Source organism: Microbispora sp. H10830, from assembly GCF_014161375.1.
Classification (GTDB): domain Bacteria; phylum Actinomycetota; class Actinomycetes; order Streptosporangiales; family Streptosporangiaceae; genus Microbispora; species Microbispora catharanthi.
Genome location: NZ_JABBWX010000021.1, coordinates 95,795 through 122,126 on the forward strand (window position 1 = coordinate 95,795; position 26,332 = coordinate 122,126).

A 26,332-nucleotide genomic window follows, 5' to 3' on the forward strand; every position below is an offset into this window, starting at 1 on the left:
CCGCGCGGGCCCAGGGGCGGGACGTCCCGCCCCTGGGCCCATGGCGGCCGACCGGATCGGTCAGACCACCGCGCCGGAGCCGTCGCGCCGCGCGGGCCTGGCACGCGGGGCGGCGGGGACCGGGGGCGGCTGGGAGTTGCGCCTCTCCAGCGCGATCGCCGCCGGCCCGGCCACGAACGACGACGACAGCGTCCCCACGATGATGCCGATCAGCAGGGCGACCGCGAAGTCGCGCAGCGAGTCGCCGCCGAACACCGCCAGCGCCGCCAGGATGAACAGCGCACCGAGCCCGGTGTTGACGGTGCGCGGCACGGTCTGCAGGATCGCGGTGTTCACCACCCGGCCGAACGGCTCCCCGCGCCGCACCGGCCACAGCTCGCGCACCCGGTCGAAGAGCACGACCTTGTCGTTGACCGAATAGCCGATGATCGTGAGCATCGCGGCCAGGAACACTCCGTCGATCGGCTTGCCCATCCAGGCGAACGCTCCGACGACGACGGCCGCGTCCACGAACAGCGCCGCCACCGCCGCCGTGCCGAACGTCCACCGGAACCGGAACGCCAGGTAGACGAGCTGCGCGGCGAGCGCGACGCCGAGCGCGATGAGTGCGTTGCGGCGCAGTTCCTCGCCGAGGCTCGGCCCGATGAGCTCGTCACGCTGCTTGGCGACCTCGCCCACGCGCCGGTCGAGCGCCTCCTCCATACGGACCACGTCGTCGGCGCTGATCTGCCCGGTGCGCACCGAGATCGCGTCGTCCGACCGCTGCACGACGGCCGAGGGGAACCCGGCGTCCGCCACCGCCTGCCTCGCCGTGGCGACGTCGACCGGCCTGCTCGTGCCGAACTCCACGATCCGGCCGCCGGTGAACTCGACGCCGTAGTCGAGCCCGCGGGTGACCAGTCCGGCGCCCGCCAGCACGAGCAGCCCGGCCGCGACGGCGAGCCACAGCCGCCTGCCGCGCATCAGGTCCGGGTCGCGCCGGGTCAGCCAGGTCCTGACCCGGCCGACAGAGCCGATGCCGGACGCCCGGGGGCCGATCCTGTCGATCAGGGCGGCGGTGAGCACCCGGGTGATCAGCATCGCCGAGACCAGCGAGGCGAGCACGCCGATCGCCAGTGTCACGCCGAAGCCCTTCACCGGCCCGGAGGCGAGCCAGAACAGCAGCCCCGCGGCGAGCAGGGTGGTGATGTTGGAGTCGGCGATCGCGCTCCAGGCGTTCTTGAAGCCCCGGTCGAGGGCCGCCTTGAGGCCCCGGCGGGGCGCCTCGCCGTACTCCTCCCTGGCCCGTTCGAAAACCAGCACGTTGGCGTCCACCGCCATGCCGATCGCCAGGACGAACCCGGCCAGGCCGGGCAGTGTGAGCGTTGCTCCCATGGCCACGAGCCCGGCGTACGAGATCAGGCCGTAGCAGGCGAGCGCGACCGCGGCGAGCACGCCCACCAGCCGGTAGACGACGCCGATGAACACCGCGGTCAGGATCACCCCGACGAGGCCGGCCTTGGCGCTCGCCGCGATGGCGTCGGCGCCGAGGGTCGGGCCGACCGTCCGCTGCTCGACCAGATCCAGCGGCACCGGAAGCGAGCCGCCCTTGATCAGCACCGCCAGGTTCTGCGCCTCCTGCGGGGTGAACGACCCGGTGATCTGCGTGGTGCCGCCGGGGATCCCCGCGTCGCAGGCCACCGAGTCGGCCACCTGCGGCGAGGAGATGATCTCGTCGTCGAGGACGATGGCGACGCGGCGCTTGTGGTCGCCGACCGGCGCGCAGGCCGCCTTCCCGGTCAGCTCCCGCCAGGGGCCGGGCTCCTTGAAATCGATCGTGACGAACCAGCCGGGACCCATCTGGGGGTCGCTGCGCGCGGCGGCGTCGGTGACGCCGGCCCCGCTGAGGGCGACCGGGCCGAGCTTCAGCTTCTGGCCGCTCTCGTCGGCGACCGCGTCCTTGTCGCCGTCCTCGGCGGGACCGAGCACCGGGTGGAAGTTGAGCTGAGCGGTCTTGCCGATGACCGCGGCGGCCTCGCGCGGATCGAGCACGCCGGGCAGTTCGACGATGATCCGCCTTTCGCCGGAGCGGACCAGGGTGGGATCGACGACTCCGAGGGCGTCCGCCCTGCGCCGGAGCACGTCGAGGGCACGGTCGGTGGCGTCGGCGTCCGCCTTGACCGTGGGGGAGTCCTTCGTCTCGAAGACGAGCTGGGTGCCGCCGCGCAGGTCGAGGCCGAGGCGCGGGGCCATGGTGAGGGCGAGCAGAAGTGAGGTCGCGATGACGGCGAGCGCCGCCACCGCACGCCACAGGGGCGCACGGGACATGAAGCCTCCACAGGCGTACGAGCGGGAAAGGTCTCAGTACGCGGTGGAGGGAGGAGCGCGGGCGGTGGCGGCCCGGCGCGGGCACTGGGCGGGCGGGCCGTCGTGGTGCGGCCCGGCCCGGGTGACCCGGGTGCCGCCGCGCGGCGCCGCCGGGTTGGGCAGCACGACCGGCCCGCCGGACACGCCGGGGCCGCTCGCGCCCGCCTGAACCCGGGGCGGGTCGCCCTGGGCCGGCCGCGTCGCGTGCGCGGGAGGGCAGATCCGCGGGTCCGTGAGCCTGGCGCCGTCGCGCGCCGGAGACCAGGCGCGGGCCGCCTGCCGTAGGCCGCCCGCCTCCGCCGCCGGGCGGTCCGCGGCGTGGTGAGGGCCGGCGTCGGCATGGGCGATGTGGAGGCGGGCGGCGCGATACGGCGTCCCCAGCGCGGACGCGGACGCCGGCACGCCGCCGGAGGTCAGGAAGATCGCGTGCAGCAGGAGCAGCACCGCGGCGGTCAGCCTGCGTCGCACGTCATCCCTCCCTCCCACGAACCCGGGTCTTGCGGCCACCGTAGCGAGTTCCGCGCGCGGGCGCCGCGTGCCCTACCCGGCGAAAGGGGGAACGGAAAACGCACCCGGGCGGACGGGAACGTCTCCGGGATGCGGGTACGCACAACAAATGGCGGAAATCGGGCAGGGACCGATAGGGAGAAACGGGCAACGGGAAACGCGGATGACCGTTTCGCGAAGGTGGGTTATGGTCGGTCTCATGGCGACCTCACGACGTGGCACGTGCGGGTCCACCGCCTTCACGTTGGTGGTGGGCCTGCTGATGCTTGGCCTCGCGCTGGTCGCCTCCACGCCCGCCTGGTATGGCGGCGATCCCGCCCAGCGCACGCCGCAGGCCGCCGCCGAGGTGTGGACGCCGGGGGCGTGGACGCCGCAGTCGGCGACTCTGCCCACGGGCGCCGCCGGTCCCGAGCATCTGCCGTTCCCGTCCCGGCCGCGCAACGCGGCGGTGGCGCCGGCGGCTCCTGTCTCCGCACCGGTGCACGCCCGGCATCACGAGGACATCGTCCTCAGCCCGCAACAGACCGGGCATCGCACCGCCGGCTCGCGCAGCCCGCCACAGGCCCGGTGACCCGAGCTCGTTCGGAGCGCGCCGGAACCGCGACACCGTCCCGGTCCTCGTCGTCGCGCGCCTGACCCGTCCCCGGCCACGCCGGCCCGGCGCGTCAGGCGACCGGCGACGTGACCGGTGACGCGGTGACCGCTTTCGCGCACCCGCACCCTGCCGTCCCGCCCCAGCCGCCCGGGCCGGCGGTCGTCGCGTGCCCCGGCTTCGCGGGGCCGCCTTCCGAGCCTTCGACCACCATCACGCGGGCCCGCCCGCGTACTCGTCTCTCGCACCGGCATCGGTGCGTCGGTGGCGCGCGTGCTCGCGCGCCGACCTCATCCCTCACCTGGAGTGATGCCGCTTATGGCAGAGATCAGGTCGCCGCGACTCCTCATGGAGGAGTGCCGGCGGTACACGGCGCAGCTGTCCGAGCTGCGCATGCTGCTCGAGGAGCGGCTCCACGCCGCCCGGACCGAGCTGGCCCGGACCCGTCCGTCCGCCGCGCGCGTACGGCAGGCGCGTCTCGACGTCGCCGCGATCGAGGCGGCGCTGGAGCGGATGGATCGGGGCCTCTACGGCACCTGCACCCGATGTGAGGCGTTCCTGCCGCTCGACCGGCTCCGGCTCGCGCCGCACGTGCAGCAGTGCGCCTCCTGCGCCGGTGAGACCCGGTTGACGGCATGACGGTCATGGCCGGCATGACCGGTGCCGGCGGGAGGAGAGGCGGGGGAACGGCCCTGGCCCTCGACCTCGGCACCGCGCGGACCCGGCTGCTGCTGTCCGGCAGCACGGCGATCAAGGAGCGGCCGTCGGCGTGCGGCGATCCGGGGGCGCGCCGTTGGCCGGTGCGGCACGGCATGGTCGCCGACATGCCGGGTTGCGCCCGGCTGGTCCGCACGGCGCTGGGCGACGCCGTGTCCGAGCGGCACCCGCCGCTGGAACGCGTCCTGGTCGGCGTGCCCGTCGCGGCCTCGCGACTCGACCGGCGGGCCGCGTACGCGGCGGTCAGCAGCGCCGCCCGCTGCCGGGTGACGATCGTCGAGGAGCCGCTGGCCGCGGCGGTCGGCTGCGGCGTGGACATCGCCGACCCGAGGCCCCGGCTCCTGCTCGACGCGGGGGCGGGGATCGCCGAGGCCGTCGTCATCCGCGCCGGCGAGATCGCCGACGCGGGCGCCGTACAGGTCGCGATGGGCGACCCGGCGGAGGGCACCGGCTGCCCGCCGTACGCGCGGGAACGCGTCGTGGCGATGGTCGCCGACCTGATCGCGCGCGTTCCCGCCGCCCTGCGGGCGACCGCCCGGCAGCAGGGCCTGGTGATCACGGGCGGCGGCGCCCGCGACCCGGAGCTGGCCCGCAAGCTCTGCGCGGAGCTGCGGATCACCGTCAGCCCCGCGGCCGATCCCGCCAACGCGACCGTCAGAGGACTGGCCTGCCTGCTGCCCACGGTCGAGCACCGCACTTCCGGCACCTCTGCCATCGGACGAAAGGACGTCGACGATGACCACCAGTGACGAGTTCACCGCCATCAGCGAGCCGCAGACGCAGGCGATGCGCGCCGACCTGGAGGAGCAGCTCCAGTGGCGTGAGGTGCAGCTGCGCGACCTGCGGGCCGCCGTCGACGGCGGCAACGACGACACCGCCAGGCTCGCCCTGCTGGCCGACGTCGCCGCCACCGAGCGGGCGGTCGCCGAGCTGCGCAAGGTGCTGGAGCGGATCGAGGAGGGAAGCTACGGCCGGTGCGCCGACTGCACCGCGGCCATCCCGTTCGGCCGCCTGAAGATCCGGCCCATGGCCCGTTACTGCATCGCCTGCCAGCGGCGGCACGAGGCCCGCTGACGCCCGGTGCGCCCGCTCCGCCACCGCCCGCAGGGAGCGGAGCGGGTGCAGGGGAGCGGAGCGGGCGCGCCCGCGCGCCGTCGCCCGGCCGATGCCCCGGCTCGCTCCCGTCCCAGGGCGACCTGCCGTACGACCGTGCGGCCGGCCTGGGACTCTCACTCAGCGGGAGGGGCGGGGCGGCGGGGCGTGGGGTCTGTCACGGTGGGATCGACGCTCGGCCCCCCGACCGGCAGATTGGATTGAGCACAAGTGACGCAGATCCGAGGACTCGGCTACCTCAAGGTCCAGACGCGTGACATCGGGCGCTGGCGCGAACTCCTCATCGACGGGCTCGGCTTCGCCGAGGGGTCCGGTGCGGACCCGGACGGTCTGTACCTGCGCATGGACGAGCGCCGTGCGCGCCTCGTCGTGCTGCCCGGCGACAGCGACCGGGTGCTCGCGGTCGGCTGGGAGGTGCGCGACCAGTTCGCGCTCGCCGCCGTCGGCCGTGCCGTCGAGGCGTCCGGCACACCGGTGAAGGTGCTGGCGGAGGAGGAGTCCGCCGAGCGCGACGCCGAGGCGGTCATCGCCTTCACCGACCCCGCGGGCGTTCCCGTCGAGGTTTTCTTCGGTCCCGTGCTCGACCACAGCCCGGTCGTGACCGGACTGGGCCAGCGCTTCGTGACCGGCGCGCAGGGGATGGGCCACGTCGTGGTGCCGACCACCGCGATGGACGAGACGGTCTCCTTCTACACCGAGGTGCTCGGCTTCCTGCCCCGGGGCGCCATCAAGATGGGCGGCGGGAAGCCGCCGTACCGCCGGGTGCGCTTCATGGGCGTCAACCAGCGCCACCACAGCCTCGCGGTCTGTCCCGCCGGGTACGCCGGCGACCCTGGTCTGGTGCACCTGATGGTCGAGGTGGACAGCCTGGACGCGGTGGGCATGGCGCTCGACCGGGTGCGCGGGTCGGGCTTCTCGATCTCCTCCACCCTCGGCCGGCACACCAACGACAAGATGGTCTCCTTCTACGTCCGCGCTCCCGGCGGCTGGGACATCGAGTACGGCACCGAGGGCATGCTCGTCGACGAGACGTACTACACGGCCGAGGAGATCACCGCCGACAGCTACTGGGGTCACGACTGGTCGGGCTCGGAGCCGCTGGCCACCTTCGTGCCGAAGAAGTGAGCGGGCAGCCGATGACTCCCCGGCCGTCGGTCGAGCCCGTGCCCGCGGCCTCCGTCGCCGCGTTCGACCACGAGTGCGACGTGCTCGTCGTCGGTTTCGGCTGCGCCGGCGCGGCCGCCGCGTACGAGGCCGCCACGGCCGGCGCGGACGTGCTGGTGCTGGAGCGCGCGGGCGGGCCGGGCGGCTCGTCCGCGATGTCCGGCGGCGAGCTGTACCTCGGCGGCGGCACCGCGATCCAGCGGGCCTGCGGGTTCGAGGACGACCCGGGCAACATGTTCGCCTACCTCACGGCGGCGCTCGGCCCGCACGCCGACGAGGAGAAGCTGCGGCTCTACTGCGAGGGCGGCGTCGAGCACTTCGAGTGGTTCCGGGCCAGGGGCGTGCCGTTCAACGAGTCGTTCTTCGACGCGCCGAGCTGGATGCCCCCGACGACCGACGGCCTGATGTGGCTGGGGGAGAACGCCTGGCCGTACACCACCGTGGCGCGGCCGGTGCCGCGCGGCCACCGCCCGGCCGTCGAGAGCTGGGGCGGCCGGCTGCTGATGGAGAAGCTGGTGGAGGCGGCGCGGGCGGCCGGAGCCGCCTGCCACGCCGACACCCGCGCCACCAACCTCGTGGTCGACGGCGACGGCCGGGTCGCCGGGGTGGTGGCCCGCCGGTACGGCGAGCAGGTGACCTACCGCGCCCGCAGGGGAGTGGTGCTGACGACCGGCGGGTTCGTCGACAACGAGGAGATGCTCGCCGACCACGCCCCCGTGCTGCTCGGGCACGGCAAGGTCAGCGACGGCCTGGACGACGGCGGCGGCATCCGCATGGCCACCGCGCTCGGCGCGGCCACCCGCCGCATGGGAGAGGTCGAGATCGCGATGACCGCGCTGCCCGCGATGCTGGTGCGCGGCATGCTCGTCAACGGGCTCGGCCGGCGCTTCATCAACGAGGACGTCTACCCCGGCCTGTTCAGCGTCGCCGCCGTACGGCACCAGCCCGGGCCGTACTGGGCGATCGTCGACGAGGAGGGCTACGAGGACATCCCCGCGCGGGACCTGTGGGGCGTGCGCCCGGTCTTCGTGGCCGAGACCCTCGCCGAGCTGGAGGAGTCGCTCGGCGTGCCGCCGGGCGCGCTGGAGGACACCGTCGCGGTGTACAACCGGCACGCCGAGCGCGGCGAGGACCCCTACTTCCACAAGGACCCGAAGTGGCTGCGCCCGCTGAAGGGCCCGTTCGCCGCCGCCGATCCGCGCATGGGATTCGGCATGGGCGACCGCGACAGCGCGGGCAAGGGGACCGGCGCCGCCGGCTTCACGCTCGGAGGCCTGCGCACGACCGTGGACGGCGAGGTGCTGAACCAGTCCGGCCGGCCGATCCCCGGCCTGTACGCCGCGGGACGCGCCTCCTCCGGCATCCACGGCGAGGGATACGTCAGCGGCACCTCTCTCGGCGACGGCACCTTCTTCGGCCGCCGCGCCGGCCGCGCAGTCGCCAAGGAGGCGTGATGAACCGGTTCGACGGCAAGAACGTGCTGCTCACCGGGGCGGCGTCGGGCATCGGGCGGGCGACCGCCGTACGGCTGCTGGCCGAGGGCGCCACGGTGTTCGCGGTGGACCGGGACGAGGACGGGCTCGAGGAGACCGGAAAACTGGCGGGCACGGACCGGTTCGTCCCCTATCAGGCGGATCTGGCGAGGGAGGAGGCGGTGGTGCCGGCCGCCGCCGCGGCCGTCGCCCGCCTCGGCCGGGTGGACGTGCTCGCCAACGTCGCCGGAGTGCTGCGGGTCACCCCGATGGAGTCGGTGCGGCTGGACGACTACCGGGACATCTTCGCGGTCAACGTGTTCGCCCCGGTCATGCTCTGCAGGGAGGTGCTGCCGCACATCCCGGACCGCACCGGGGTCATCGTGAACGTCACCTCGACCGCGGCGACGAAGGCGCACCCGTGGATGACCGGCTACGCCGCGTCGAAGGGGGCGCTGCTGTCGTTCTCGATCAGCCTCGCCGCCGAGCTGGCGTCGCGGCGGATCCGCGTCGTCCCGGTCTCGCCCGGCGGGGTCGCCACGCCGCTGACGGCCAACCGGGAGACGTTCGCCGGCGTGGACACGTCCTGGTACGCGCGCACCTATCCCCTCTGGGGCAGGCCGGGCCGCCCGGAGGACGTCGCCGGGACGATCGCGTACGTGGCCTCGGCGGACGGCGCCTACCTCAACGGCGTCGAGGTCCGCGTGGACGGCGGCTCGCACAGCTGACCGCCGTCCCGTCCTGTCGTGCCTGGTCAGGGCTGGGCCCCGGTGAGTTGGGCCCCGGAGAGTTGCGCACGGTACAAGCGGGCGTAGGCGCCTTCCGCCGCCAGCAGCTCGTCGTGCGTGCCCTGCTCGACGATCCGCCCGTCGTCCATCACGAGGATCAGGTCGGCGTTCCTGATGGTCGACAGCCGGTGCGCGATGACGAACCCGGTGCGCCCGTCCCGCAGCGAGGTCATGGCCCGCTGCACCAGCACCTCCGTACGGGTGTCGAGCGCGCTGGTGGCCTCGTCGAGCACCAGGATCGGGGGATCGGCCAGGAACGCGCGGGCGATGGTGACGAGCTGGCGCTCGCCCGCGCTCAGCCCCTCGCCGTCGTCGTCGACCACCGTGTCGTACCCGTCGGGCAGCGTGCGCACGAGGTGGTCGACGCCGGTGGCCCTGGACACCTCGACGATCCGCTCGCGCGGCACGTCGCCGGCGCCGTAGGCGATGTTGTCGGCGATCGTGCCGTGCCGCAGCCAGGTGTCCTGCAGCACCATGCCGATCCTGGCGCGCAGCTCCTGCCTGGGCACCCGGGCGATGTCCACCCCGTCCACCGTGATCCGCCCACCTGTGACGTCGTAGAAGCGCATGAGCAGGTTGATCAGCGTGGTCTTGCCCGCGCCGGTCGGGCCCACGATCGCGACGGTCTGCCCCGGCTCCGCGACCAGGGACAGGTCCTCGATGAGGGGACGATCCGGCGCGTACCGGAACGAGACGTTCTCGAACGTCACCCGCCCTGTGGCCGTGGCCGGAAGGCGGACGGGGTCGGCGACGGGCTCCTCCTCGTCCTCGTCGAGCAGCTCGAAGATCCGCCCGGCCGAGGCGAGCACCGACTGCAGGAGGGTGGACATCGACGTGACCTGGTTGACCGGCTGCCCGAACTGCAGGCAGTACTGGATGAACGCCTGCACGTCGCCGACCGACAGCGCGCCGGCCGCCACCCGCAGGCCGCCGATCACCGCGACGAGCACATAGTTGAGGTTCATGACGAGCGACATCGACGGGCCGATCAGGCTGGACAGCAGCTGCGCCCGGAACCCCGCGCGGAACACGGCGTCGTTGCGCTCGCCGAACTCCCGTACGGCCTGGCGCCGCCGGCCGAAGACCCTGATCAGGGCGTGCCCGGTGTAGGTCTCCTCGACGTGGGCGTTGAGCCGGCCCGTGGCGGCGAACTGCTCGGCGAATCTCGGCTGCGCCCGCCTGCCGACCGCCCTGGCGGCCACGACGGACAGCGGCACCATGACCACCGAGACCAGGGCGAGCAGCGGCGAGGTCCACACCATCATCACCAGCACGCCGACGAGCGAGAGCAGCGCGGTGACCGCCACGCTGAGCACCTGCTGCAGCGTCTGGCCGACGTTGTCGACGTCGTTGGTGGCGCGTGAGAGCACATCGCCCCGCTGCCGCCCGTCGAAGTAGGCCAGCGGCAGCCGCGCGAGCTTGGCCTGGGTCCGCTCCCGCAGCCGGAAGACCAGCCGCTGCGCGATGGTCGCGGTCGTCCGCTGCTGGGCGAAGGAGAGGAGGAACGCGGCCAGATAGCAGGCGAGGGCGCCCAGCAGGACCCGGCCGGTCGCGGCGAAGTCCACCCGGCGGTGCCCGGACACGGCCGACAGCACCAGGTCGGTGGCCGCGCCGAGCAGCCGGGGGACCGCCACGGTCAGGGCCACGGCCGCCGCCGCGCAGGCCAGGGCGGCCACAGCGAGCGGGAGTTCGGGGCGGGCCGTCTCCATCAGACGCCGGACGGCGCCTCGTTTACGGGCTGTCATGCGGCCACCTCCTGGCCTGTCTGGGAGAACACGATCTCTCGGTAGGCGGGGCACGAGGCCATCAGCTCCTCGTGGGTTCCGGATCCGGCGACGCGGCCCTCGTCGAGCACCACCAGCCGGTCGGCGTGCCGCGTCGAGGAGATCCGCTGCGCGACCAGGACGACGGCGACGTCGCGGGTCTCCCGCGCCAGCGCGTCGGCGAGCCCCCGCTCGGTGACCGGGTCGAGCGCGGAGAACGGGTCGTCCAGCAGCAGCACCCGGGGACGGGCGACCAGGGCCCGCGCCACCGTCAGGCGCTGCCGCTGGCCGCCGGACAGCGCCGCGCCCCCCTGCCCGAGCGGCGTGTCCAGGCCCTCCGGCAGCGCCTCCACGAAGTCGCGCGCCTGTGCGACCTCCAGTGCGTGCCACAACTCGGCGTCCGTCGCCTCGGGCCTGCCGTACCGGAGGTTGCCGGCGATGGTGCCGGAGAACAGGTAGGGCCGTTGCGGCACCAGCCCGACGACTCCGGCCGTCTCCTCCGGGGGCAGCGACGCGACGTCCGTCCCGTCGAGGAGCACCCGCCCGCCGGTCGGATCGAGCAGCCGGGCCACGAGGGTGAGCAGGGTCGTCTTGCCCGAGCCGGTGGAGCCGACGACCGCGACGGTCTCGCCCGGGCGGACGAGGAGGTTCACCCCCCGCAGCACCGGCTCTTCGGCCCCCGGATAGCGCATGTGCGCGTCGCGGACCTCGACCTCGCCCTTCCACATCCGGCCCCGCCAGGTCGGATCGATGCCGGCCGGCGACGCGTCCGGTTCCGTCCCGGTCTCCAGCACCTCGCGCACCCGGAGGGCGGAGACCCGGGCGCGCGGCGCGGCCAGGACGGTGAAGGTAGCGAGCAGGGCGGAGCCCAGGATCACGGCGAGGTAGTTGAGGAACGCCACCAGCGAGCCCACCTGCGTGACGCCGTCGTCGACGAGGTGCCCGCCGTACCAGACCACCGCCACGCCGCACAGGTTGCCGATCAGCATCCCGGCGGGATACATCACGGTCGTCAGCCGCGCGGCGCGTACGGCGAAGCCCATCAGCGCGCCGTTGGCCTCGGCGAACCTGGCGCGTTCACGATCCTCGGCGGCGAACGCCCGGACGACCCGGACTCCGGCGATCTGCTCGCGCACCAGCCGGTTGACCTGGTCGACGCCGCGCTGCGTCGCCTGCGACAGCGGGGTGAGCCGGTGCAGGATCACCCACAGGACGGCCGACAGCGCGGGCAGCGCGACCAGCAGCAGCGTGGACAGGCGCAGGTCCTGCCGCAGCGCCATGACCACCCCGCCGAGGAAGATCATGGGCGTGGCGGCCAGGCCGGTCAGCCCCATGAAGACCAGCGTCTGCACCTGCTGCACGTCGCCGACCGTGCGGGTGATCAGGGACGGCACCCCGAAGCGGCCCACCTCGCGAGAGGAGAACGACTGGACCTTCGCGTAGACGGCCGCGCGCAGGTCGTGACCGACGGCGGCGGCGGTCCTGGCGGCGAGGGCTCCCACCACGGCCGAGCACAGGACCTGTGCCAGCGTCCCGGCCACCATGACGCCGCCCAGACGCAGGATCAGCCCGGTGTCGCCGCGCAGCACGCCGTCGTCGATGAGCGTGGCGTTGAACGTGGGCAGCAGGAGGGCGGCGAGCGCCTGCGTGATCTGGAGCACGGCGATCAGGGAGACGGTGCCGCGACGGGAACGCAGGCTGGAGCGGAGCAGGGAGCCCATCTCAGCCCCCGTACGGACGTGCCGCCCGCGCGTCGCGCAGGGCCCGGCCGAACCAGACGAGCTCGTCGAGCATGACCTTGGCGGCGCCCTCCGGGCCCGCGGGGTCCTTCGGCCAGTTCCCCTCCGCGTCGAACAGCGTCCAGGGGCTCTGGAAGGCGACGGAGTCGCGGATCGTCACCGCGTGCAGCTCGGCGAAGACCAGCCGGAGCTGCTCGACGGCCCGCAGGCCGCTGGACATGCCGCCGTAGCAGACGAACCCGACGGGCTTGGCCGCCCACTCCCGGTGGTAGCTGTCGATCATCAGTTTGAGCGCGGCGGGGAAGCTGCGGTTGTACTCCGGGGTCACGACGACGAAGGCGTCCGCCGCCTCCACCCGGGGCCGCAGCCCGGCCACCTCCTCGGGCTTGTCGCCGCCGAAGTGCCCGCGCAGCCCGTCGGGGAGCCGGGTCTCGGCCAGGTCGATCACGTCGAGCGCGACGTCGTCGCGCCGCTCCGCCTGACCGGCGAACCAGTTCGCGACGAGGGGCGCCACCCTCCCGTCCCGGACGCTACCGATGATCATCGCCACATTGAGCCGGTTTTCCCCGGACATGGTTCCTCCACGAGGTGAGTACGCCGTACGCAACGAGTACACCGTACGCGCAGAGGCGTACGATGTACAAGTCCGAGTACGATGTACACACCGAACTGGGAGGAGCACCACGATGGCCGGGAAGAAAGCGGACGACCCCGCCGACGACACAGGGGACGGCGTCCAGGAATCCATCTGGCAGCGGATGCAGCGCCCCGCCCGGCCTCCCCGCGCGGCGCTGACCCACGCGCAGATCGGCGCGGCGGCCGTGGAGATCGCCGACGCCGAGGGGCTCGACGCGGTCTCGATGCGCCGGCTGGCCGAGCGGCTCGGCGTCGCCACCATGGGCCTCTACCGCTACGTGCGCGGCAAGGACGACGTGATCGAGCTGATGGTGGACGCGGTCTACGCCGAGGAGGCGCGGGCCGGAGAGGGCAGCGACTGGCGGGAGGTCCTGCGCGTGTCCGCCATGCGGCTGCGCGCCCTCACCCTGCGCCATCCCTGGCTGGTCGAGACCACGGCCCATTCCGGGCCGCTGACCCCCAATTTCGTCGCGCGCACCGACCGGCTCCTCGCGTCGCTGGACGGCCTCGGCCTCGACGCCGACACGGCGATGACCGTCATCGGAACGGTCACCGCGTTCGTCACTGGAGCGACCACCGCCCGGATCAGGATGGCCAGGCTGATGCGCAAGGAGGGCGCGGAGAAGATGGACGACCTGCGCAGCCTCTACTCGTCGCGGATGAGGTGGCTGCTGGAGTCGGGCCGCTATCCCGCGTTCGAGCGCTACATCCGCCAGGGCGTCAGGAAGGACGACGACGACTGGCAGTTCGAGCTGGGGCTGGACAGCGTCCTCGACGGCATCGCGGCCCGGCTGAAGATCTGACACGAGAAAGGCGGTCACCCGGAAGGGTGACCGCCTGTCGTCGCGGAGCGCTCAGGAGCTGGGCGGGGGGATCATCCGCTTCGTCGCCTGGTGGGCCCTGCGCACCATCTCGGCCCGGGGGAAGCCGCTCCGCTTGCGGGCCGTCTCCTCGTTGCCGCCCGCGATCCAGACCGGGCCGTCGGCGAGGTGCTCCAGGCCCTCGCGCGCCACGTCGGCGGGCTCGGCCACGTTGAGCCCGGGCAGGTCCATCCGCAGCCCCGCCCGCTCCATCGCCGGAGTGCGGGTGACGCCGAGGACGAGTTCGAGCACGTGCACGCCGTGCTCGCCCAGCTCCAGCCAGAGACCTTCGGCGAAGACGCGGCTGAACGCCTTGACCGCCGAGTAGACGCTGATCTGCGCCTGGCCCATGTATCCGGCGAGCGAGCCGACCAGGATGATGCCGCCGCGGCGCCGCTCCCGCATCAGCGCGCCGAAGTGATGGGTGAGCGCGAGCTGGGCGGTGATGTTGAGGTCGACGACTCCCCGCACCCGGTCGAGGTCGCCGGTCACGAACTCGTGGCCGTAGCTGTTGGCGCCCGCGTTGAAGATCAGCAGGCCCACCTCGACGTCGTCGGTCACCGAGCGGACGGCCTTGACCGCGCCCGGGTCGGTCAGGTCGAGCTCCAGCGTACGCACCTCGACGCCCTTGGCCCTGACCTGCTCGGCCGTCTCGGCCAGCGGCCCGGGCTTGCGGGCGACGAGCACGAGGTTGAGCCCGGCGTCGGCGAGCCGATGGGCGAACGACGCGCCCACTCCCTCGGATCCGCCCGCGACGACGGCCCAGGGGCCGTACACATTCTTGTCGATCACGGTTCCTCCGGTACGGCGATCTCGCCGTCGAGGGCGGCCTGGACGATGGAGTCCCGCAGCGCCGCGCAGCCGGGGAAGATCCCTGGTCCGGCGGTGCGGCGCTCCTGGCAGGTGCCGGCCGCGTCGGCGTTCCACTGGACGCTGGTCTGGTGCCAGCTCGCCTTGCGCACCTCCACGCCGGCGCCGCACCGCCTGCAGGTCAGCGGCTGCATGGGCGCGTCGAGCAGCCGGTTGTCGGGGCGGATCGTCATGCGGGCCGGCCCGTGCTCGCCGGAAGCTCCGCGGCCTTGCGGGCGAGGTTCTCCTCGACCTCCTTCTTCCACGCCTCGACCGGGCGGGTGGTGTCGAGCTCGAACTCGAAGCGCTCCACCATCTCCGGCCTCACGTCGGCGACGTCCACGTAGAACTGCTCGTACCAGCGGCGCAGCTGGTAGACCGGCCCGTCCTCCTCGCACAGCAGCGGGTTGTCGATGCGGGCCTTGTTCTTCCAGATCTGCACGTCCTGGTCGAAGCCCTTGAGGATGAAGGAGCTCATCCTCCTGGCCATCTCGTCGGCCGCGGGCCCGGAGAGCTTGTCGGTGCGCTGCACGATGATCCCCGAGTGCAGCACGAACGAGGTCGCGTCGATGGGGTAGTGGGCGTTGATCAGGACCGAGTTGATGTCCATGGTGTCGTAGTGGTACGTCAGATCGTCGATCATGAAGGACGGCCCGTGGTACGACGCCACCGAGTCGTTGCCGAGCAGCCTCGGCTCGCCGTCCTTGGCGGGCGGGCGGGTGTCCTGGCGGCCGCTGCCCTTCATGATCTGCGTGGCGACGTGGCCCTCGAAGATGTTCTTGAAGTACGTCGGGAACGAGTAGTGGACGTAGAAGAAGTGCGCCATGTCGACGACGTTGTCCACGACCTCGCGGCAGTTGGTGTTCACGATGGTCTCGGTCCAGACCCAGTCGGTCCAGTCGTCCCGCGTCGCGCCCTCGATCCTGGGGATCGTGACCTCCGGCGGCGGCGGGTTGCCCTCCGGGTCGTTCCACACGAACAACAGGCCGTCCTGGTCCATGGTGATCCAGGCCGCGGTGCGGGCGCGCAGCGGGACCCGGCGCGAGTAGGGGATCTTCTTGCAGCGGCCGTCGCCGCCCCAGCGCCAGTCGTGGAACGGGCAGGCGATCTCGTCGCCCTTGATCGTGCCCTGCGACAGATCCCCGCCCATGTGCCGGCAGTAGGCGTCGAGCACGTTGATCCTGCCGTCGCCGCTCTGGAAGACCACGAGCTTCTGGCCGAAGGCGTCGACCGTGTGCGGCTTGCCGTCCTTGAACTTCTCCGACAGCCCCAGGCAGTGCCAGCCCCGGGCGAACCGAGTGGGCACCGCCTCCGCCTCGATTCTGCGGATGTCGTCGTTCCCGGCTTCTACTGCAGTCACCTTGATCCGACCCTTCAGGACACACGTTCTCTCAGTCCGCCAACGTAGGAGCTGTGGCGGCCCGCCGGATGGCGAGTCCCATTGGCCGGGAGTGTCCTGACATGCGGTCATCGGCTCCACGCACCATCATGGACGGCATCTGACCGACGAGCGTGACACGGAGGACTCCCAGATGAGCAACGAGGTCCTGGACGCGGTTCGGGCGCTGCTGCCGAAGATCGCCGAACGGGCCCGGTCCACCGACGAGGACCGGCGGGTCCCTGCGGAGTCGATCAGGGAGCTGGTCCAGGCCGGAGTCTTCCGGATGCTGCAGCCCAAGAGGTACGGCGGCATCGAAGGTGATCCGGTGGGCTTCTACGAGGTGGTCCGGGAGATCTCGGCGGTGTGCGGGTCCACCGGCTGGACCGTCGCCGTGCTCGGCGTGCACCCCTGGCAGCTCGCCCTGTTCGAGGAGGCCGCCCAGGACGAGGTGTGGGGGAGCGACCCGGACGCGCTGATCTCCTCGTCGTACGCGCCGGTCGGACGGCTCATTCCCGTCGAGGGCGGCTATCGGCTGTCCGGCCGGTGGCGGTTCTCCTCGGGCTGCGAGCACGCGTCGTGGGCGATGGTGGGCGGCCTGGTCCTCGGCGATCAGGGCAGGCCGGTGGACTTCATGACCGTGCTGGTGCCCCGCTCCGACTACCTCATCGCGGACGTGTGGGACGTCATCGGGCTGCGCGGCACGGGCAGCAATGACCTCATCGTCGAGGACGCCTTCGTGCCCGCGCACCGCGTGATGCGCAACTACGAGATGGCGCAGCTGCGCGGCCCCGGCCAGAAGGTGAACACCGGCCCGCTCTTCCGCATCCCGTTCGGCACCGTGTTCACCACCACGATCACCGCCCCGGTCATCGGGATGGCCGCCGGCTGCTACCGGTCGTACGTGACCGCGATGCGCGACCGCGTACGGCTCAGCCTGGGCGGTGGCCGGTTCGCGGAGGACCAGTTCGCGCAGGTCGCCGTCGCCCGGGCGGCGTCGGAGATCGACGCGGCGATCCTGCAGACCGACCGCAACGTGCGGGAGGTGTACGAGCACGCGGTGCGGGGCGAGACGATCCCGGCCGAGCTGCGGCTGCGGGTGCGCAGGGACCAGGTGCGCGCCACCGAGCGGGCGCTGGAGGCGATCGACATCCTGTTCAAGACCGCCGGGGGCAACTCCCTCAGCCGGGGCAACCCGATCGAGCGAGCCTGGCGCGACGCCCACGCGGGCAGCGTCCACGTGGCCAACGACGTCGAGCGGGCCCTCGCGATGTACGGCAAGGGCGAGTTCGGCCTGGCCGTCGAGGACAACCTGATCTGACGGACGGGTGAGGGGCCCGGACGCGCCGCGTCCGGGCCCCTTTCACAACCGTCAGCAGGTGGACGCGGGTGTTCCCCCGGCGAGGATCTTCCTGGGCCAACTCAGCGGGCCAGGTCCTTCACGGCCCGGTAGGCGAAGACCATGGCCGAGCCGATCGGGACACCGGGGCCGGGATAACGGCGCCCGGAGAACGAGGCGCTGGTGTTGCCCGCGGCGTACAGGCCGGGGATCGGTCGCCCGGCCCCGTCGAGCACCCGTCCGTCGGGGTCGGTGCGCAGGCCGCCCTTGGTTCCCAGGTCGCTGAGCACCACCCGGGCGGCGTAGTAGGGCGGCGTGTCCACCGGGACCAGGCACGGGTTCGGCCGGTCCCCCGGCCTGCCCGCGAAGAACAGGTCGTAGGGGTCCTCGCCGCGGTGGAAGTCCTCGTCCACGCCGGTCGCGGCGAAGCCGTTGAACCGCTCGACGGTGCCCGCGAGCGCCTCCTCCGGCACGCCGATCAGTTCCGCCAGCTCGGGCAGGCTCTCCGCGCGCACCCAGGTGCCGGCATCGAGATGCTCGTCGGCGGGGCGTCCCGGCAGCGAGATCGCCGGGAGCCGACCGCCGAAGCGGGAGTCGAAGATCAGATGGGCCGGCACGCGGCCCGGCGCCGCCGTCATCTCGCGGCCCATGCGGTCGTAGGGCAGCGACTCGTTGGCGAACCTGCGGCCCGACGCGTCGACCATGAGCCCGCCGCGGAAGCCCAGCGTGAACGCGGCCCGGCCGTCCGGCAGCGCCAGGCCCGGGCACCACCACGCCTCGTCCATGAGACCGGTGGCCGCGCCGATCGCGGCGGCGGCCCTGATCGGGTCGCCGGTGTTCGCGCCCGCCGGGGCCATCGACCACTCGGCGGTCCCCGGGACGCCGTGCTCGGCGCGCATCGCGGCGTCGCCCTCGAACCCGCCGGCGGCCAGCAGGACGCCCCTCGCGGCGCGCAGCCGTACGGTTCCGCCGGCGGTCGCGGCCTCCACACCGGTCACCCGGCCGTCCTCGACCACGAGCCGGGTGAGCGCGGTGCCGGTGCGCACGGTGCCGTTGCCGGTGTTCGTCAGAGCGAGCAGCAGGCGGCCGATCAGCGCCCGCCCGGCCGACAGCGGTCCCTCGGCGTGGCCCAGGCCCGCGCGGTCGCGGTCCACCGGCGGCCGGACGAGGGCGGCGAGGTCGCCGAGCCGTTCGGCCGGCAGATCAAGCGGGACGAACGAGCGACCCCCGTCGAGCCGCCCCGGCGCCGGGAAGTAGTCGGGAAAGGCCCGCCACTCGAACTCGACCGACGGGTCGCGCTCCAGGAACTCGGCCACCTCGGGCGCGGTCGCGAGGAACGCCTCCCGCCGGTCGGACTCCGCCTCGCCCAGCAGCGCGACGAGGTAGGCGCGGGCGGACTCCGCCGAATCGCCGATCCCCGCGCGGCGCTGCACCTGGGTGCCGGGCAGCCAGACGGCCGCGCCGGAGTAGGCGGACGTGCCGCCGAGCAGCGCCGTCTTCTCCAGCACGACCGTGCGCAGCCCGCCCGCCGCCGCCGTCAGCGCGCCGGTCATGGCTCCCGCGCCGGAACCGGCCACCACCACGTCGTACTCGTCGTCCCACGGCTGCTGTGTTTCCCGCTTCGCCATCGAGGCGCTCATATCCGCCCTCTTCCCTCGTCGCGCTCTGGTCGCTCCGCTCCCGCGCGCTCCTCAGTCCAGAGGCCGGCGCGCCTCTCCGGCTCGCTCGGTGCGACCGCCATGCCCGTCCTCCCGTCGTCCCTGACAGTGGTGGCGTACAGGCAAGCGCAGCAGGAGGCGCGCCAGGCCGGCTATCCCACTCAGTGGTATGGACCAGTGGCAGGCAGGCCCACACCGCTGTGTATCGTCGTTGCGACACACGAACGGTCAGGGGGAGACGTGCCGAGGATCGCCGAGGTCAGGGCGCCGGCGGAGCCCAACTCGCCGGAGCAGCGGGCCCGGCACCTGCGCATCCTGCGCGCCGCCGCCCGGATGGGCGCGGAGAAGGGCCTCGAGCGCGTCCAGATGCACGAGGTGGCCAAGGAGGCCGGGGTGGCGATCGCCACGCTGTACCGGTACTTCCCCTCGAAGACCCACCTGTTCACCGCCGTGATGGCCGAGCAGATCGACCGGTTCGACGAGAGCGTCCCGCAGCCGAAGCCGGGCACCGCGCCTGAGGACGCCGTCGCCGACGTGCTCGTGCTGGCCAGCAGGCAGTTGCTGCGCCGCCCCGCGCTCGCCACCGCGATGCTGCAGTCGGCGAACTCCGCCAACGCCGCCGCGGTGGCCGACGCCGGCCGGATCGACATGACGTTCCGGCAGATCGTCCTGCGCACGCTCGGCATCCAGGAGCCGACCGTCATGGACGTCACGCTGATCCGGCTGCTCATGCAGTGCTGGTATGGCGTGCTGCAGTCGAGCCTGAACGGCCGGGCGTCGGTCCCCGACACCGAAAGCGACATCCGGATCGCCTGCCGGCTGCTGCTCGCGCCCCGCTCCAACGCCGCCTCCCGCTGACCGGGACGCCACCCGGCCGTCTCGTCCCACCCGTCGGTAGGGTGCGGCGCCATGAACCGCTTCGAGGACGTGAGAGTCCTGCTCACGGGTGCCGCTTCGGGGATCGGGCGGGCCACCGCGGTCCGGCTCGCGGCCGAGGGAGCCCACGTCTTCGGCGTGGACCGGGACGAGCGGGGCCTGGTGGAAACGGGCGAGCTGGTGAAGGGCCCGTACGTCCCGCACGTGGCCGACGTGACGGACGAGCGGGCCGTGGTCGCGGCCGTGGACGCGGCGGCCGCCGCGCTCGGCGGCATCGACGTGCTGGTCAACGTCGCGGGAATCCAGCGGACGACGCCGATCGCGTCGCTGACCGTGGCCGACCTCAACCTGCTGTTCTCGGTCAACCTGGTCGGCACCGCGCTGTTCTGCCGGGAGGCGCTGCGCCACCTGCCCGACCGGACCGGTGTGATCGTGAACGTCGCGTCGATCGCGGCCACCCAGGGCAACCCGTACATGACGGCCTACGCCGCGTCGAAGGGGGCGGTGCTGGCCTTCTCGCTGAGCCTGGCCGCCGAGGTGGTGGGGCGCGGCATCCGGGTGGTGCCGATCTCCCCGGGCACGGTGGCGACCCCGCTGACGCGCGACATCGAGTTTCCCGAGGGGGTGGACCTGAGGTACTTCGGGCGGATCCGCTCGCTGCTCGGCAGCGCCGCCCCTGAGCAGATCGCGGCCGCGATCGCGTTCGCGGCCTCCTCGGACGGCGGATATCTCACGGGTGCGAACGTCCGGGTCGACGGCGGCTCCGGAACCTGACGCCCCCCTTCGACGACGCCCCCCTCGACAAGGAGCGACGACGTGACACGGAAGATCGCGGTGACCGGGTCGGCCTCGGGCATCGGCAGGGCCCTCGCGGCCTCGCTGCGAGCGGGCGGCGACGAGGTGATCGGCGTCGATCTCAAGGACGCCGACGTGTGCGCCGACCTGTCCACGCCGGATGGGCGGGCGCTCGCGGTGGAGTCGGTGCTCGACAGTGCGGACGGCGCGCTGGACGGCGTCGTGGCCTGCGCCGGCGTCTCAGGGGTGACCGTGAGCACGGTCACCGTCAACTTCTTCGGCGCGACCGCGGTCCTGGAGGGGCTGCGCCCGGCGCTCGCCCGGGCGGAGCGGCCGCGCGCCGCCGTGGTGGCCTCGATCTCCGCCACCCAGCCCGCCGACCCCGAGGTGGTTCGCGCCTGCCTCGACGGCGACGAGCCGCGGGCGGTCGCCCTGGCAGGGGAGGCGGTCGAGCGCGGCGAGGGCCGGCTGCTCTACCCCGCCTCGAAGTCCGCCCTGGTCCGCTGGCTGCGCGCACGGGCCGTGTCGCCGGAGTGGGCCCGATGCGGCATCCCGCTCAACGCGGTGGCGCCGGGCGTCGTGCTGACCCCGATGTCGGCGCCCCTGTTCGAGGACGAGACGATGCGGAAGATCATGGACAGGGCGGTGCCGATGCCGTTGAACGGCTACGCCGAGCCCGAGGTGGTGGCCGACGCGCTGCGCTGGCTGGTGAGCCCGGAGAACTCCCACATGGCCGGGCAGATCATCTTCGTGGACGGCGGCGCCGAGGCCACCCTGCGCGGCCCCGAGGTGTACTGATCACTTCTGCGTGAGGGGCCGCCGCGGACGTCCGCGGCGGCCCCCGCGTCCGTCACTTCGCGGCCGCGTTGTTCTCCACGCCCGTGGTGTCGAGCTGCGCCACCGAGTAGGCCGCGAAGGTCCGGTACGGGTCCCGCCCGTGGAAGTGCGCGGTGACCTGCGCGTCCAGCTCCTCGACGGAGAACACGCCGTCGGCGGCGGTGAACTTGCGCTCCACGGTCGGGGCCGCCATGAGGGCCACCATGTCGCCGTACACCACGAACACCTGGCCGGTGATCTCCTCCGACGCGGGGGAGGCGAGGTAGGCGACGAACGTGGCCACCCGCTCGGGGGCGAGGGTGTCCAGCCCGCCCATCTCGCCGCCGTCACCGAACACGTGCGCGGTCATGCCCGTACGGGCCCTGGGGCAGATCGCGTTGGCCCGCACGCCGTAGCGCGACAGGCCCTGGGCGGTCGACAGGGTCAGCGCGACGATGCCGGCTTTGGCGGCGGAGTAGTTCGGCTGACCGGCCGATCCGAACAGGAACGCCTCGGACGAGGTGTTGATCACGCGGCCGTAGACGGGGCCGCCGGCGGCCTTGCTCGCCGCCCGCCAGTGGACCGCGGCGGCGCGCGACAGCACGGCGTGTCCCTTGAGGTGGACGCGGATGACGTCGTCCCAGTCGGACTCGGTCAGGTTGAACAGCATCTTGTCGCGCAGCACGCCGGCGTTGTTCACCACGATGTCCAGACCGCCGAAGGTGCCCACGGCCGTCTGGACGAGCCGGTCGCCCATGGACCAGTCGCCGACGTCGCCCGTCACAGCGACGGCCTTGCGGCCGAGCGCCCTGATCTCGGCCGCGACGTCCTCGGCGGCCGGGCCGACGTCGTTGACGACGACGTTCGCGCCGCCTTCGGCGAGGGCGAGGGCCTCGCTGCGGCCCAGCCCCGCTCCCGCGCCGGTGACGACGGCGGTCCTGTTCTCCAGGCTCGTGTTCGAGCTCATCTGCGCGCTCCTGCTCACTCGGTGATCGTCCCAATAACTAGTATGTATTCTAGTTTCCCCTCGTCGGGATGTCCGCGGTCGTGCGCATCCCGCCCAGCGACACAAGGATGGGCTCCATGCTGTGCGGTAAGCGATCGGCGGCACCACTGAGCGGGACTGGGCCGTTGCCCGGAACAGAAATGATTTCTAGCCTCCTCCCATGACCCTGAACGTGGCATCCCTGTTCGAGGCCGCGCCGCGGCGGTCCCCGAACGCCGCGCCCTGGTCTGCGACGCCCGGCGGCTCCACTTCGGGGAGCTCGACGCCAGGGCGAACGCTCTGGCGAACCACCTGCGCGCGGCCGGTGTCCGGCCGCACGCAGATCGCCGGATACAAGGTGCCCGCGTCGATCGTCGTCGTGGACGTCGTCGAGCGCTCGCCCAGCGGCAAGGCCGACTACCGCTGGGCCGAGTCTGTGCTTTCAACGAACACGGGCCTGTCAACGCATACCAGGAGGAACGATGGCTGAGACCGTCACTGAGGCCGTCATCGTCGACGCGGTGCGCACACCGGTCGGCAAGCGCTACGGCGTCCTGTCCGGGCTGCACCCGGCCGAGCTGCTCGGCGTGGTGCACCGGGGCCTGATCGAGCGCAGCGGCCTCGCACCCGAGGCGGTCGAGCAGGTGATCGGCGGCTGCGTCACCCAGGCAGGGGAGCAGGCCAACAACGTCACCCGCCAGGCGTGGCTGCACGCCGGCCTGCCGTACGGCACGGCCTGCACGTCGATCGACTGCGCGTGCGGGTCCGGCCAGCAGGCGGTCCACCTGGTGGCCGGGTTGATCGCGGCCGGCGCCGTCGACGTCGGCATCGGCTGCGGCGTCGAGGTGATGAGCCGGGTCTTCCTCGGCGCGGCGGTCACCCCCGAGGCCGGCAGCCCGTTCCCGCCGTCGTGGTCGCTGGACATGCCCGACCAGTTCACCGCGGCCGAGCGGATCGCGCGGCGGCGCGGCATCACCCGCGAGGACGCCGACGCGTTCGGCCTGCGCTCCCAGCAGCGCGCGGCGCGGGCGTGGGCGGAAGGCAGGTTCGACGGGCAGGTACTCGCGGTCGAGGCGCCCGTGATGGGGCCCGAGGGCCCGACAGGAGAGACCGCCGTCGTCACCAGCGACCAGGGGCTGCGCGACACCGGCATGGAGGCCCTGGGGAGGTTGCAGCCGGTGATGCCGGAGGGCATCCACACCGCGGGCAACTCCTCGCAGATCAGCGACGGCGCGGCCGGCGTGCTGCTGATGAGCGCCGGCCGGGCCCGCGATCTCGGCCTGCGCCCGCGGGCGCGCATCGTCGCCTCCGGCATGGTCGGCTCCGACCCCTACTACCACCTCGACGGTCCGATCGACGCGACCCGGCACGTGCTGAAGAAGGCGGGCATGAAGCTGTCCGATCTCGACCTCGTCGAGATCAACGAGGCGTTCGCCTCGGTCGTGCTCTCCTGGGCGCGGGAGCTCGACGCCGACATGGACAAGGTCAACGTGAACGGCGGCGCGATCGCGCTCGGCCACGCCGTCGGCTCCACCGGCTCCCGCCTGATCACCCAGGCGGTGTACGAGCTGGAGCGCACCGGCGGCTCGACGGCCCTGGTCACCATGTGCGCGGGCGGCGCCCACGCCACGGCCACCATCATCGAACGGATCTGAGGAAGCATGTCGATCGGACTGACCGACGAGCAGCGCGACCTGCGCGACGCCGTACGCGCCTTCGCGGCCCGGCACGTGACGCCGGCCGTGGTGCGGCAGGCGGTGGACGCCGAGCACGAGGAGCTGCCGAAGTTCTGGCCGCTGCTGGCCGAGCAGGGCCTGCTCGGGCTGCACCTGCCCGAGGAGGCCGGTGGAGCGGGCTCCGGCCTGCTCGAACTCGCCGTCGTGGTGGAGGAGCTGGGCCGGGCCATGGTCCCCGGGCCGTTCTTGCCCACGGTGCTCGCGGGCGCCGTGCTGGCCCGCGCCGGGCACACGGCCCACCTGGCGGCGCTGGCCGGCGGGGAGAAGACCGCCGCGGTCGGCCTCCGGCCCGGCGGGCTCACCCTCACCCGCGGCGAGGGCGGGGAGGCCGTGGTCTCCGGGGTCTCGGAGCCGGTCCTGGGCGGCCACGTCGCCGACCTGTTCGTGCTGCCCGCCGCCGACGGGACCGGCACGGCCTGGGTCGTGCTGCCGCGCGAGGCGGTGGAGACCGAGGACCTGCCCGGCCACGACCTGACCCGCCGCCCGTCGCGGGTGCGCGCCGCCGGCGTCGCCGTCCCCGCGGCCGGCGTGCTGGACGGCCTCGCCCACAGCGCCGTGCTTGCCGACAACCCCGTGTTTGCCGACAACCCCGTGCTCGACCTGGCCGCCACGCTGTTCGCGGCCGAGGCGTCCGGCCTGGCCGACTGGGCCACCGCCACCGCCGCCGAGTACGCGAAGGTGCGCCACCAGTTCGGCCGTCCGATCGGCCGGTTCCAGGGCGTCAAGCACCGCTGCGCCCGCATGCTGACCCGGGCCGAGCAGGCGCGGGTTTGTGCCTGGGACGCGGCCCGGGCTCTCGACGAGACCGACGCTTCTGCCGGGGAGGCGGCGCTGGCCGCGGCGGTCGCCGGGGCGACCAGCGTGGAGGCCGCTTTCTCCGTCACCAAGGACTGCATCCAGACGCTCGGCGGCATCGGCTTCACCTGGGAGCACGACGCCGGCCTGTACCTGCGCCGGGCGCAGACGCTGCGCATCACGCTCGGCCCGGTCTCGTGGTGGCGCCGCAGGGTGGCCCGGCTCACCCTGGACGGCGTGCGCCGCGAGCTCGGCGTCGAGCTGCCGCCGGAGGCCGAACGGGTCCGCGCGGAGGCGCGCGCCGAGCTGAGGCCGGCTCTCGACCTCGACGGCCGCGACCGGCTGAGGTACCTGGCCGAGCACGGCTACACCGCGCCACACCTGCCCGAGCCCTGGGGGAAGGGCGCGGACGCGGTCACCCAGCTCGTGATGGCCGAGGAGATGCGGGCCGCCGGGCTGCGCGCGGCCGACATGGTCATCGGCGCCTGGGTGGTGCCGACCCTGATCGCGCACGGCAGCCCCGAGCAGCAGGGGCGGTTCCTGCCGCGGACGCTGTGCGGCGACCTGGTGTGGTGCCAGCTGTTCAGCGAGCCGGGCGCGGGCTCCGACCTCGCGGCCCTGACCACCCGGGCCGAGAAGGTCGAGGGCGGCTGGAAGATCAACGGCCAGAAGGTCTGGACGTCGATGGCCCGCCAGGCGCAGTGGGGCATCCTGCTGGCCCGCACCGACCCGGAGGCGCCCAAGCACAAGGGCCTGTCGTACTTCCTGCTCGACATGTCCAGCCCCGGCATCGACATCCGGCCGCTGCGCGAGCTGACCGGCGAGGCGCTGTTCAACGAGGTGTTCTTCGACGACGTGTTCATCCCCGACGAGATGCTCGTCGCGCAGCCGGGCGACGGCTGGAAGCTGGCCCGCACGACGCTGGCCAACGAGCGGGTCTCGCTGTCGCACGATTCCTCCTTGGGCAGCGGTGGCGAGGCGCTGCTGCACATCGCCGCGGAACGGCCGGACGAGACGGACGACGAGCGGCTGACCCGGCTCGGCGGCATCCTCTGCGACGCCCAGTCAGGGGCGCTGTTCGCGCTGCGGACCACACTGCGGTCGCTGACCGGGCAGCAGCCCGGCGCGGAGTCCAGTGTGGCCAAGCTGATCGGCGTCGAGCACGTGCAGGAGGTCTGGGAGACCGCCATGGACTGGATCGGCCCGGACTCCCTGACCGGCGAGGGGATGGGCCGGCGGTCCGACCCCACGCTGCGCTTCCTCAGCTCCCGCTGCATGTCCATCGCCGGGGGCACCACCGACGTGCAGCTCAACATCATCGGCGAGCGTCTGCTCGGACTGCCCCGCGACCCGGAGGTCAAGGCGTGATCGGCAGGGGCCGCCGAGACGACGAGGAGGAGGACTGAGG

25 protein-coding genes are annotated in these 26,332 nt (G+C 73.1%); 15 read left to right on the forward strand and 10 right to left on the reverse strand.

Annotated elements, in window-relative coordinates; translation table 11 throughout:
• Positions 1-60: 60 nt before the first annotated feature.
• Positions 61-2,307, reverse strand: coding sequence for a protein translocase subunit SecD (gene secD / locus HHX35_RS37325; RefSeq protein ID WP_182903323.1), 2,247 nt, complete (start codon positions 2,305-2,307; stop codon positions 61-63).
• 33 nt (positions 2,308-2,340) lie between these two features.
• Positions 2,341-2,814 (reverse strand): hypothetical protein, encoded by a 474-nt coding sequence (locus HHX35_RS37330; RefSeq protein ID WP_182903324.1) that lies wholly within the window; start codon positions 2,812-2,814, stop codon positions 2,341-2,343.
• A gap of 238 nt (positions 2,815-3,052) precedes the next feature.
• On the opposite strand from HHX35_RS37330, the gene HHX35_RS37335 reads away from it, so the two are divergent.
• The 7 genes from HHX35_RS37335 (at position 3,053) to HHX35_RS37365 (ending at position 8,639) form a co-directional block, all read left to right on the forward strand.
• Entirely contained in the window at positions 3,053-3,424 is a 372-nt protein-coding gene (locus tag HHX35_RS37335; protein WP_182903325.1) for a hypothetical protein, read from the forward strand.
• A 339-nt stretch (positions 3,425-3,763) separates the two neighbouring features.
• On the forward strand, positions 3,764-4,084 hold the full coding sequence (locus HHX35_RS37340) for a TraR/DksA C4-type zinc finger protein (RefSeq protein ID WP_182903326.1): 321 nt from the start codon (positions 3,764-3,766) through the stop codon (positions 4,082-4,084).
• Positions 4,081-4,911 (forward strand): rod shape-determining protein, encoded by an 831-nt coding sequence (locus HHX35_RS37345; protein ID WP_182903327.1) that lies wholly within the window; start codon positions 4,081-4,083, stop codon positions 4,909-4,911. Before HHX35_RS37340 ends, HHX35_RS37345 begins: the two co-directional genes overlap by 4 nt.
• Positions 4,898-5,236: a TraR/DksA family transcriptional regulator gene (locus HHX35_RS37350; RefSeq protein ID WP_182903328.1), complete on the forward strand. Its 339-nt coding sequence runs from the start codon at positions 4,898-4,900 to the stop codon at positions 5,234-5,236. The genes HHX35_RS37345 and HHX35_RS37350 overlap by 14 nt, the downstream gene beginning before the upstream one ends.
• A 249-nt stretch (positions 5,237-5,485) precedes the next feature.
• Positions 5,486-6,400, forward strand: a complete 915-nt coding sequence (locus HHX35_RS44910) for a VOC family protein (RefSeq protein WP_182903329.1) — start codon at positions 5,486-5,488, stop codon at positions 6,398-6,400.
• An 11-nt stretch (positions 6,401-6,411) separates the two neighbouring features.
• A complete protein-coding gene (locus HHX35_RS37360; RefSeq protein ID WP_182903330.1) occupies positions 6,412-7,893 on the forward strand; it encodes an FAD-dependent oxidoreductase in 1,482 nt (493 codons plus the stop codon).
• Positions 7,893-8,639 (forward strand): SDR family NAD(P)-dependent oxidoreductase, encoded by a 747-nt coding sequence (locus tag HHX35_RS37365; RefSeq protein ID WP_182903331.1) that lies wholly within the window; start codon positions 7,893-7,895, stop codon positions 8,637-8,639. Before HHX35_RS37360 ends, HHX35_RS37365 begins: the two co-directional genes overlap by 1 nt.
• 26 nt (positions 8,640-8,665) lie before the next feature.
• Here HHX35_RS37365 and HHX35_RS37370 read toward each other — a convergent pair whose 3' ends face one another.
• The 3 genes from HHX35_RS37370 to HHX35_RS37380 are packed head-to-tail and all read right to left on the reverse strand — an operon-like array spanning position 8,666 to position 12,775.
• Positions 8,666-10,444, reverse strand: a complete 1,779-nt coding sequence (locus HHX35_RS37370) for an ABC transporter ATP-binding protein (RefSeq protein ID WP_182903332.1) — start codon at positions 10,442-10,444, stop codon at positions 8,666-8,668.
• Complete coding sequence (locus HHX35_RS37375) at positions 10,441-12,183, reverse strand: ABC transporter ATP-binding protein (RefSeq protein ID WP_182903333.1); 1,743 nt, start codon at positions 12,181-12,183, stop codon at positions 10,441-10,443. The genes HHX35_RS37370 and HHX35_RS37375 overlap by 4 nt, the downstream gene beginning before the upstream one ends.
• 1 nt (position 12,184) lies before the next feature.
• Positions 12,185-12,775, reverse strand: a complete 591-nt coding sequence (locus HHX35_RS37380; RefSeq protein WP_182903334.1) for an NADPH-dependent FMN reductase — start codon at positions 12,773-12,775, stop codon at positions 12,185-12,187.
• Between the two features lie 112 nt (positions 12,776-12,887).
• Between HHX35_RS37380 and HHX35_RS37385 the strand changes: the two genes are divergently transcribed.
• Entirely contained in the window at positions 12,888-13,640 is a 753-nt protein-coding gene (locus HHX35_RS37385) for a TetR/AcrR family transcriptional regulator (RefSeq protein ID WP_182903335.1), read from the forward strand.
• A 51-nt stretch (positions 13,641-13,691) separates the two neighbouring features.
• Here the strand turns inward: HHX35_RS37385 and HHX35_RS37390 are convergent, their stop codons facing one another.
• Genes HHX35_RS37390 through HHX35_RS37400 form a run of 3 tightly spaced genes read right to left on the reverse strand, consistent with a single transcriptional unit; the run spans position 13,692 to position 15,906 of the window.
• On the reverse strand, positions 13,692-14,489 hold the full coding sequence (locus tag HHX35_RS37390; protein WP_182903336.1) for an SDR family oxidoreductase: 798 nt from the start codon (positions 14,487-14,489) through the stop codon (positions 13,692-13,694).
• On the reverse strand, positions 14,486-14,740 hold the full coding sequence (locus tag HHX35_RS37395; RefSeq protein WP_182903337.1) for a ferredoxin: 255 nt from the start codon (positions 14,738-14,740) through the stop codon (positions 14,486-14,488). Before HHX35_RS37395 ends, HHX35_RS37390 begins: the two co-directional genes overlap by 4 nt.
• Positions 14,737-15,906, reverse strand: coding sequence for a Rieske 2Fe-2S domain-containing protein (locus HHX35_RS37400; protein WP_310739563.1), 1,170 nt, complete (start codon positions 15,904-15,906; stop codon positions 14,737-14,739). Before HHX35_RS37400 ends, HHX35_RS37395 begins: the two co-directional genes overlap by 4 nt.
• Positions 15,907-16,078: 172 nt before the next feature.
• On the opposite strand from HHX35_RS37400, the gene hsaA reads away from it, so the two are divergent.
• Positions 16,079-17,245, forward strand: coding sequence for a 3-hydroxy-9,10-secoandrosta-1,3,5(10)-triene-9,17-dione monooxygenase oxygenase subunit (gene hsaA, locus HHX35_RS37405; protein ID WP_182903339.1), 1,167 nt, complete (start codon positions 16,079-16,081; stop codon positions 17,243-17,245).
• Between the two features lie 101 nt (positions 17,246-17,346).
• Here hsaA and HHX35_RS37410 read toward each other — a convergent pair whose 3' ends face one another.
• Positions 17,347-18,891, reverse strand: a complete 1,545-nt coding sequence (locus HHX35_RS37410; RefSeq protein WP_182903340.1) for an FAD-binding protein — start codon at positions 18,889-18,891, stop codon at positions 17,347-17,349.
• 270 nt (positions 18,892-19,161) lie between these two features.
• Between HHX35_RS37410 and HHX35_RS37415 the strand changes: the two genes are divergently transcribed.
• Genes HHX35_RS37415 through HHX35_RS44915 form a run of 3 tightly spaced genes read left to right on the forward strand, consistent with a single transcriptional unit; the run spans position 19,162 to position 21,390 of the window.
• Positions 19,162-19,779: a TetR family transcriptional regulator gene (locus HHX35_RS37415; RefSeq protein WP_139572198.1), complete on the forward strand. Its 618-nt coding sequence runs from the start codon at positions 19,162-19,164 to the stop codon at positions 19,777-19,779.
• A 51-nt stretch (positions 19,780-19,830) separates the two neighbouring features.
• Positions 19,831-20,571 (forward strand): SDR family NAD(P)-dependent oxidoreductase, encoded by a 741-nt coding sequence (locus HHX35_RS37420; protein ID WP_182903341.1) that lies wholly within the window; start codon positions 19,831-19,833, stop codon positions 20,569-20,571.
• 42 nt (positions 20,572-20,613) lie between these two features.
• A complete protein-coding gene (locus HHX35_RS44915) occupies positions 20,614-21,390 on the forward strand; it encodes an SDR family oxidoreductase (RefSeq protein ID WP_182903342.1) in 777 nt (258 codons plus the stop codon).
• Positions 21,391-21,442: 52 nt separating this feature from the next.
• Here the strand turns inward: HHX35_RS44915 and HHX35_RS37430 are convergent, their stop codons facing one another.
• Entirely contained in the window at positions 21,443-22,375 is a 933-nt protein-coding gene (locus HHX35_RS37430; protein WP_182903343.1) for a 3-oxoacyl-ACP reductase, read from the reverse strand.
• A 199-nt stretch (positions 22,376-22,574) separates the two neighbouring features.
• Here HHX35_RS37430 and HHX35_RS37435 point away from each other — a divergent pair, with 199 nt between their 5' ends.
• From HHX35_RS37435 to HHX35_RS37445, 3 genes are read left to right on the forward strand one after another with little or no spacing between them, the layout of a single operon-like run.
• Positions 22,575-22,883, forward strand: coding sequence for a hypothetical protein (locus HHX35_RS37435; protein WP_182903344.1), 309 nt, complete (start codon positions 22,575-22,577; stop codon positions 22,881-22,883).
• On the forward strand, positions 22,876-24,048 hold the full coding sequence (locus HHX35_RS37440) for a steroid 3-ketoacyl-CoA thiolase (protein ID WP_182903345.1): 1,173 nt from the start codon (positions 22,876-22,878) through the stop codon (positions 24,046-24,048). The genes HHX35_RS37435 and HHX35_RS37440 overlap by 8 nt, the downstream gene beginning before the upstream one ends.
• 6 nt (positions 24,049-24,054) lie before the next feature.
• Entirely contained in the window at positions 24,055-26,292 is a 2,238-nt protein-coding gene (locus HHX35_RS37445; RefSeq protein WP_182903346.1) for an acyl-CoA dehydrogenase, read from the forward strand.
• The last annotated feature ends 40 nt before the right edge of the window (positions 26,293-26,332 follow it).

Bases quoted from the DNA above. Each gene is read 5' to 3' on its own strand.
- HHX35_RS37350 (WP_182903328.1), top strand. From the start codon at position 4,898: ATGACCACCAGTGACGAGTTCACCGCCATCAGCGAGCCGCAGACGCAG.
- HHX35_RS37430 (WP_182903343.1), bottom strand. From the start codon at position 22,375: ATGAGCTCGAACACGAGCCTGGAGAACAGGACCGCCGTCGTCACCGGC.
- HHX35_RS37435 (WP_182903344.1), top strand. From the start codon at position 22,575: ATGACCCTGAACGTGGCATCCCTGTTCGAGGCCGCGCCGCGGCGGTCC.
- HHX35_RS37395 (WP_182903337.1), bottom strand. From the start codon at position 14,740: ATGACGATCCGCCCCGACAACCGGCTGCTCGACGCGCCCATGCAGCCG.
- hsaA (WP_182903339.1), top strand. From the start codon at position 16,079: ATGAGCAACGAGGTCCTGGACGCGGTTCGGGCGCTGCTGCCGAAGATC.
- HHX35_RS37440 (WP_182903345.1), top strand. From the start codon at position 22,876: ATGGCTGAGACCGTCACTGAGGCCGTCATCGTCGACGCGGTGCGCACA.
- HHX35_RS37345 (WP_182903327.1), top strand. From the start codon at position 4,081: ATGACGGTCATGGCCGGCATGACCGGTGCCGGCGGGAGGAGAGGCGGG.
- HHX35_RS37365 (WP_182903331.1), top strand. From the start codon at position 7,893: ATGAACCGGTTCGACGGCAAGAACGTGCTGCTCACCGGGGCGGCGTCG.
- HHX35_RS37380 (WP_182903334.1), bottom strand. From the start codon at position 12,775: ATGTCCGGGGAAAACCGGCTCAATGTGGCGATGATCATCGGTAGCGTC.
- secD (WP_182903323.1), bottom strand. From the start codon at position 2,307: ATGTCCCGTGCGCCCCTGTGGCGTGCGGTGGCGGCGCTCGCCGTCATC.
- HHX35_RS37410 (WP_182903340.1), bottom strand. From the start codon at position 18,891: ATGGCGAAGCGGGAAACACAGCAGCCGTGGGACGACGAGTACGACGTG.
- HHX35_RS37420 (WP_182903341.1), top strand. From the start codon at position 19,831: ATGAACCGCTTCGAGGACGTGAGAGTCCTGCTCACGGGTGCCGCTTCG.
- HHX35_RS37445 (WP_182903346.1), top strand. From the start codon at position 24,055: ATGTCGATCGGACTGACCGACGAGCAGCGCGACCTGCGCGACGCCGTA.
- HHX35_RS37385 (WP_182903335.1), top strand. From the start codon at position 12,888: ATGGCCGGGAAGAAAGCGGACGACCCCGCCGACGACACAGGGGACGGC.
- HHX35_RS37360 (WP_182903330.1), top strand. From the start codon at position 6,412: ATGACTCCCCGGCCGTCGGTCGAGCCCGTGCCCGCGGCCTCCGTCGCC.
- HHX35_RS37335 (WP_182903325.1), top strand. From the start codon at position 3,053: ATGGCGACCTCACGACGTGGCACGTGCGGGTCCACCGCCTTCACGTTG.
- HHX35_RS37370 (WP_182903332.1), bottom strand. From the start codon at position 10,444: ATGACAGCCCGTAAACGAGGCGCCGTCCGGCGTCTGATGGAGACGGCC.
- HHX35_RS37375 (WP_182903333.1), bottom strand. From the start codon at position 12,183: ATGGGCTCCCTGCTCCGCTCCAGCCTGCGTTCCCGTCGCGGCACCGTC.
- HHX35_RS37340 (WP_182903326.1), top strand. From the start codon at position 3,764: ATGGCAGAGATCAGGTCGCCGCGACTCCTCATGGAGGAGTGCCGGCGG.